This window comes from Jatrophihabitans lederbergiae (assembly GCF_031845305.1).
Taxonomy (GTDB): domain Bacteria; phylum Actinomycetota; class Actinomycetes; order Mycobacteriales; family Jatrophihabitantaceae; genus Jatrophihabitans_A; species Jatrophihabitans_A lederbergiae.
In genome coordinates this window covers 1-6,715 of sequence record NZ_JAVREH010000095.1, presented here as the reverse complement: position 1 = coordinate 6,715, position 6,715 = coordinate 1, and the positions used below count along the sequence as shown (strand labels likewise).

Genomic DNA, 6,715 nt, shown 5'->3' with positions numbered 1-6,715 from the left:
GAACTCGCCACGCTGCAACTCGGCCCAAAACACCTGCACGTTCTCCGTGATCATGTGATTAGCGAACCGCATGGTCAACACCTCCACTCAGTCAGGTGTTGCGATCACCGCGAGAACCCAAGGATCGGCTACCGGACACCATCAGAACAAATTCCGTTGCCGCCTTCGGTCCAGCGGGACACAGTAAAGGCAAGGACGGACCTCACCGGCCTACTTGCCGCCTACGACGAGCAACTTCGCACCGATGCCGAGACGCCTAGCGCAATCGCCGTTTCGCGGCAAGGCCCGTTGTATCTCGTGACCTTTCCGGGTGGCCGTGGTTTCATCACCTATCAAAACCTCGCCGGCGCAAACGCCGACACGATCAGTCGATTAGTTCCGCAGGCCCTTGCCCACTACCGGGCGAACCCCGACATCGTCCGGGTTGAGTGGAAAACGCGTGGGCACGATGTTGCTCCAAGTCTTCACGAGACCCTTGTAGACAACAGGTTCATCCCAGATGAGCAGGAATCGATCATGGTTGGCGAGACGCAACTGCTCGCCGTCGATGTTGCCCTGCCCAAAGGAGTCACACTGCGTACGGTCACCGCAGAGTCAGACGTACGCGCGATGAGCGCGATGGTAGACGAGGTCTTCGGTGATCCTGCCTCCGACGAGATGGCGGAGGCTTTAGGACGTAGCAAACGAGGAGGTGGCACTACGATGATGACAACCAGAGCGCCGAGAGTCGCGCGGCGGAGGACAAGCAGTGATTAGTCAGTCGACCTTCATCATCCCGCCAGAGATCGAGGCGCGCCTGCTCAGCGGCGACTTCATTCAGTACGGCGGCATCGTTCGCAACCGACTTGGGCAGATCGTCAAGCACCTGAAGGAAATCCTGCATCCTATACGCAACGATAAGGCGATGGCACGGGTTGCGGAGACGCTGAAGAACCCGCGAGTGCTCATCCCGACCGTCCTCGTGGGTGCGGCGGCCGTGGGTGGCACTGCATTCGCCGCCGCGCGGAGGCGCAAGCAGGCTTCTGTGCCGGAGTGCGTCGAACGCTACAACGCCTCGCTGGGTGCATATCTGGAAGCGGTGCATGAAGGCCGCCTGAACGCGGGCATCATCGACCGGCTCATCTCGGACTTGGATGTCGTCGTGGACTACTCCGACGAGAACGGCAACAACATCACTCTTGACTTCTCAACTAAGCGGGCAGCGATGCTCGTCAAGATCGTGGTTGATTCCACGAGGCAACTCGCGGAAGAGAACTCAATTAACTTGAGCGAGCCTCAGGAAGAGTCACCGGCGTCCGACGGTGGCGCAGTCGTTGACCTGCGGCGCTACCTTGAGGTGCAGAAGAAGATCTTCACCGACGCGGCGTAGGTCAACTGGCACCGCCGGCAAGGCTTAGCGACCGATGTGTTCGCAAATTACGGCAGCACTCGGGTATCCAACAGCGGCGGAGCGCATCTGGTCCCTAAGGGAGGGCTGTCACGGTTGAGCGTGCCTGACCGGGCATCGGGCGGATCCTGGGATTTCCGGCTGAGTGCGTCCCCATCCTTGTCCTGTGAGCGTAGAACAGGGCTTGGTTCCGTCATTAACGCGGTCGAGCCGCTGGCGCGCACCCCGCAGTGCCTGTGGCCCGCTCGCGGGCCTGTGCGGGCCATTCTGAGCTGCTGCTGACGGGGGGTGGGCCCAACACCCGCCCCGAGAATGCAGGCCCCAGCTAGGCAAGCCTGTCTCCCGCACCGTTTCGGGTGGAGGGAATCTGGAGAATCGATCTGCGGGTAACGGCTCTGGACCGCATTCCACGGCAGGCAACCGCACCAGGTATGTCCCGGTTGATGCGCATGCCCCAGCGAATCCGGGACCTGTAGAGGGGTCGGTGTTCGGCCTGGCTACATCGAGGGTCGATCCGGCACGCGTGGGCGCACCGGCGCCAGCATTTGCGGCCCTCGGTTGTCGACCCTCTTTCGGCGGACCCCCGCACCGAGCTGACCCGGTCCAGAACAGGGTCAGGAAGGTTGGAGGGTCAACTGCTGGCAACGGCGCTGAACGTCGCAGAACTGCATCGCATGGCGGCTGGACCCTAAGATTCCGTGACCCTCATCCCCGGCTGCCCCTGTTTCGAGGCTAAGGCAGGATTCTGAGCTCGAGAGCGGCGCAGCAGGACCGAGGTCAGACTCGGTCCAGACGCCCGTAGGTGGCGCGAACTGCCCAAGAGGCGCGCAGGCATCGAGCAAGTCCACGCCGACCTCAAGGCAGACCCGCTGACGAGGGTAGGATGGTCGATCTCGGGGCAGCTCTACCCGATACCGACGATCCCGATCAGTTATACTAAATCCGGTACTTGACATCCAAACGGGTATAAGTCACGCTCTGTCTCACTGGCTACGAGGTCAGGAATCTCACCGCGGCAGCACATCGTGCTGTCGCCGTTCCCCAAGGAGCACCGCATGAAGACCACCAGCTCGATGAAGAAGATCAGCATCCGCCGCGCCGCCGACATTCGCCTGACCTCGGCCCCGTGCGACACCCCGTACATCGTGGTCGCCTAACAGGACCCAGCGCTACTAATACCGAACGCCGGTTCGACCTGTTGGGCCGGCGTTCGGGCCGGGAGAGCGGATGTCGTATCAACTGGCTTTGCACCCGCTGAGCTTCGTCGAGCAGGGCGCGGATGTCGTCGTCGGCCGGGTCGACACCGGCTCCTATGCCGTGCTGCCGCCTGACGGTGCGGAGCTGTTACACCGGCTTTCGGGCGGTCTAACCCTGGCCGAGGCGGCCACCTGGTATCAGGACACCTATGACGAGGCCGTCGACATGGACGAGTTCGTCGACATGGACGAGTTCGTCGAAGCGTTGGCGGACCTGGGCTTCGTTTCTGACGGCACCGCGGCGCCGGTGCTGGCACGGCCCCGCTTCCAGTGGCTCGGCCGGGCGATGTTCTCGGGGCCGGTCTTCACATTCTATCTGGCGATGGTGCTTGGCTGGCTATACCTCATCGCGCGCCATGCCGACCTGAGGCCGCACCCGCGCCAGGTCTTTTTCAGTAACTCGCTTCTGTTGGTACAGGCGACCCTGTTTATTAGCCAGATCCCGCTGCTGTTCCTGCATGAGAGCTTCCATGTGCTGGCCGGTCAACGAATCGGCTTGCGCAGCCAACTCAGCGTCAGTAATCGATACGGCTATTTGGTGTTCGAAACCCAGACCAACGGCCTGCTCAGCCGGCCCCGGCGCCAGCGCTACCTGCCGTTTCTGTCCGGTGTCCTGCTGGACGTGGTGATGGTGGCCGCGTTTGGCGTGGCCGCCGATCTGACGCGTCACTCGGACGGATCGTTGTCACTGCTCGGCGGTGCGTGCCTGGGCGTCGGGTTTAGTGTGATGCTCCGCATCGCTTGGCAGTTTCAGCTGTACCTGCAGACAGATCTGTACTACGTGTTCTCGACAGCGTTGAACTGTCACGACCTGCACGTGGCCAGCAAGGCCATCATGATGAACCGGCTTTGGCGCCGGCTCGGGCGCCGGTCCAAGCTGGTGGACGAGGACCAGTGGACCGAACGGGACCGTAAAGTTGGTTCCTGGTACGGCTTCCTGCTGGTCTTCGGTGTGGTCGCTGCGGTCACCCTCACCGCGTTCGGATCACTGCCAATCGCGGCTTCCTATCTGCAGACGATGTACCGCCACCTGACTTCGGGCCGGTTGGATGCCGAGTTCTGGGACTCGGCGCTGTCGTTGTCGATCAACACTACCGAGTTCGTCGCGGTGTTCTTCCTGTCCCGGCGCAAGCGGCGGCTGAATGCCAGTCGCGGCCCCCGCCTCTTGCTCTCCGATGGGACGGCCTGAGATGGCTGCGGTGCACCTGCACATCGTCGGCAACGTCGAGCGGGACCGGCTGGCCAGTCTTGAGCTGATCGACCGCCCGTACTTGTTCGTCCGTTGTCATCGCAACCGGCGCGGACCGTACACCGGTGTCGACACCTTCCTGCGAAAGCTGCTGATCGAGGCGATCTGGCACCGACCCGAACTGGTTGAGGAGTACCGGTTGGTGCTGCTGCACGGCATGCCCGAGCTGAGCGAGATCATTGGCGAGGCACTGCCCGACCTAGCCGCGAGTTCGGATTTCGCCGAGCGGACGCGCTTCTATGGCGCCAGCATGATTCGCTGTATGAGCCAGGGCATCGTCACCTTCATCCAGCGCTACACCGCTGGCCTGCGCGCGGCCGGCCGACCGCCGGCCACGGTCGTCTTTGACGGCGTGCACGAGGCTGCCGCGACCACTCAGGAGTTCCTGGCACTGTTGATCCGGTGGGTGCCGGCTGAGCAACTGCGGGTGATCGTCGGCAGCACCGGCGCGATCGGCGAGAAGTTGAGCACCGAATTGGACCGACATACCGTCCTCCGGACCGTGCCGTCGCTGGCGCCGGCTCCGGCCGCGCCGGCGGTGGAGCTGGTGAGCCGGTACCTGGCCTCCGATGGTACCGATGACGACCCGGCCGCTCTTATCGCTTACGAGGCCCTCGACCCAGACAAGCGGGCCGCCTACCACGACCGGCACGCGGACATGATCGAGGCGGTGGCGACGTGGTCGCTGCGGGTCGGCGCGCTGGCATACCACCGGGAGCGGGGCAGCGACCCGAGCGGGGCTGGCGCGCTGGCCCTGGCCCACGCCACTCAGTTATGCACCGAGGCCGGCTTCTCCGAGCTAGTGGTGGAGCTCGGCTACCGGGGGCGCGCGATCACCGACGCCGACCGCGACGAGGTGACTTTCCGCAAGCTGACCATCCAGATATCGTCGGCGCTGATTCCGTGCGGCCGGATCGACGAGGCGATCGAGCTGCTGCACGACGTGCGCCTCCGATACTGCACACCGCACGTGCACATGATGACCAGCTACTCCCTGGCGATGATGCACACCCGGTTCTTGGTCCCGCGCGACCATGAGAAGGCCGTGGAATGGCAGAACAGCGCCATCGCCATCGCGTCAATCCTGCCGGACGAGCAGGACCGGTTGATGTTCACCGGCTTCCAGGACAACGCCATGGCGCTGATCCAAATGCATCGCGGCGAGCTGGAGCGGGCGCTGACTCTAGTGGAAGGCGCGTTGCACCGGGCCGACACCCGGATGGACGCCGACGCCTTCCTGCTGCACCGCTCGCAACTGCTATACAACCGAGCCCGGTTGCTCAGCGCGATGGGACGCAAGAACGAGGCGTACCAGGTTTTCACCATGCTCAGCGAGCTGGATCCGCACTACACCGACTACCTGTCCGAGCGGGCGAAGATCTCGCGCAAGCGTGGTGACCTGGACTTGGCGCTGGCCGACTACGACCGCGCCGTCCGGCAGGGGCCGCCGTTCCCGGAGCTGTTCTACAACCGCGGCTCCGCTCGGATGGAGGACGGCGACCTAGTTGGTGCCAGGGCCGACTTCGACCTAGTGCTGGACATGGAACCGGACGACGTCGAGACCCGGGTGATCCGGGCCGAGCTCGAACTGGCCGAGGACCGATTGACCGAGGCGTCGGCGGACATCGAGGCGGGGTTGGCAATGCGGCCGGATGATGCCCGGCTGCTGTGCCTGCGTGGCGCGCTCCGGTTGGCCGAGGACCGGCTGGGTGCAGCGATCGAGGACTTCGACCGGGCGCTTGCGGTCGATGCCACCTATCCCGCCGCGCTGGCCAACCGGGCGGTAGCGCTGTTCCGGTCCGGCCGGGCTACCGCCGCCGCCGACGACCTGAGCCGCGCCCTGGCGGTCACCGGCGACGATCCGGACCTGCTGCTCAACCGGGGCTTGGCCCACGCCGCCGCAGGGAATCGGCTGGCCGCGCTGGCGGACTTTGGCCGTGCGCTAGAGTTGCCGGACGCCGACACCGCCGAGCTGTATTACCAGCGCGGTGCCTGCAGGCTGGGCACCGGCGACGTCGAGGCGGCCCTGTCCGATCTGGAGCTGGCCCGCTCCGGCGCCAACGCCGAACGGGCTGAAGAAATCGACGCCCTGCTTGCCGGCAGCCCGGTGGTCGCCGGCTGAACGGCGGGCATCGTCGGTAACTGGTGCCCGGACCCAAGTTAAGCCATAACTCATGTCACCGAGACGGCTTGGCTCTTCCGCACCGTTTCGGCCGGAGCAAGGTTGGAGGATTGATCTGCGGCCAACCGCTCTGAACGGCATTGACCGGCAGGCAACTGCACCAGGTATGCCCCGGTAGATGCGTTTACCCCAGCAAAGATGGGGCCTGTAGGGGGCGGACGTTCGGCCTGGCAGATGGAGGCTCCATCTAGCGTCGTGAGGGGTCTCTAGGCCCGTGTTTCAGGGCCTTGCAGGTTGACCCGGCGCGTTGACCCCCACACCAGATCGTGACCCCACTTCGATACAGGGTCACGATCCTGGAGCGTGGCTTGGACATCGCGCGGCGGAGATCACACCGGGTGGCCTCTGCATGTCCGCGGACGCCTCCCGGTGATTTGTGATCGCCATCCGGAGCAACGAGAGGCAAGAATTGTCGGCTACCTGTCGGTGCCCGCGCGTATGCGTTTCGATCCGTGGCTGAGGATCTGAGCCAGGACTGCGCCTTCCGGTTCACCTCGATCGGTACGGCTCGCAACTGGGGCCTTCGCCCCGAAAAGTGGACACGCGATTTGATTGTTATGCGGCCGGTCGTAGCGTAGCCGCGGTGGTGGTGTTCTCGTAGGTGATCGGGCTGCGGTAGCCGCAGGCGGAGTGCCGGCGGC

At 64.3% G+C, this 6,715-nt stretch carries 3 protein-coding genes and 1 pseudogene; all 4 read left to right on the top strand.

All coding sequences use genetic code 11. The features are described 5' to 3' along the window. Positions 1-756, top strand: a pseudogene (locus RM423_RS23720) (hypothetical protein); the annotation flags it as partial. Beyond that, entirely contained in the window at positions 749-1,369 is a 621-nt protein-coding gene (locus RM423_RS23715; protein ID WP_311425512.1) for a hypothetical protein, read from the top strand. The pseudogene RM423_RS23720 and the gene RM423_RS23715, both read left to right, overlap by 8 nt. A gap of 1,245 nt (positions 1,370-2,614) precedes the next feature. Further along, positions 2,615-3,832, top strand: a complete 1,218-nt coding sequence (locus tag RM423_RS23710; protein ID WP_311425511.1) for a hypothetical protein — start codon at positions 2,615-2,617, stop codon at positions 3,830-3,832. 1 nt (position 3,833) lies between these two features. Next, complete coding sequence (locus tag RM423_RS23705; RefSeq protein WP_311425510.1) at positions 3,834-6,014, top strand: tetratricopeptide repeat protein; 2,181 nt, start codon at positions 3,834-3,836, stop codon at positions 6,012-6,014. The last annotated feature ends 701 nt before the right edge of the window (positions 6,015-6,715 follow it).

Coding starts and splice junctions, on each gene's coding strand:
- RM423_RS23710 (WP_311425511.1), top strand. CDS start 2,615: ATGTCGTATCAACTGGCTTTGCACCCGCTGAGCTTCGTCGAGCAGGGC.
- RM423_RS23705 (WP_311425510.1), top strand. CDS start 3,834: ATGGCTGCGGTGCACCTGCACATCGTCGGCAACGTCGAGCGGGACCGG.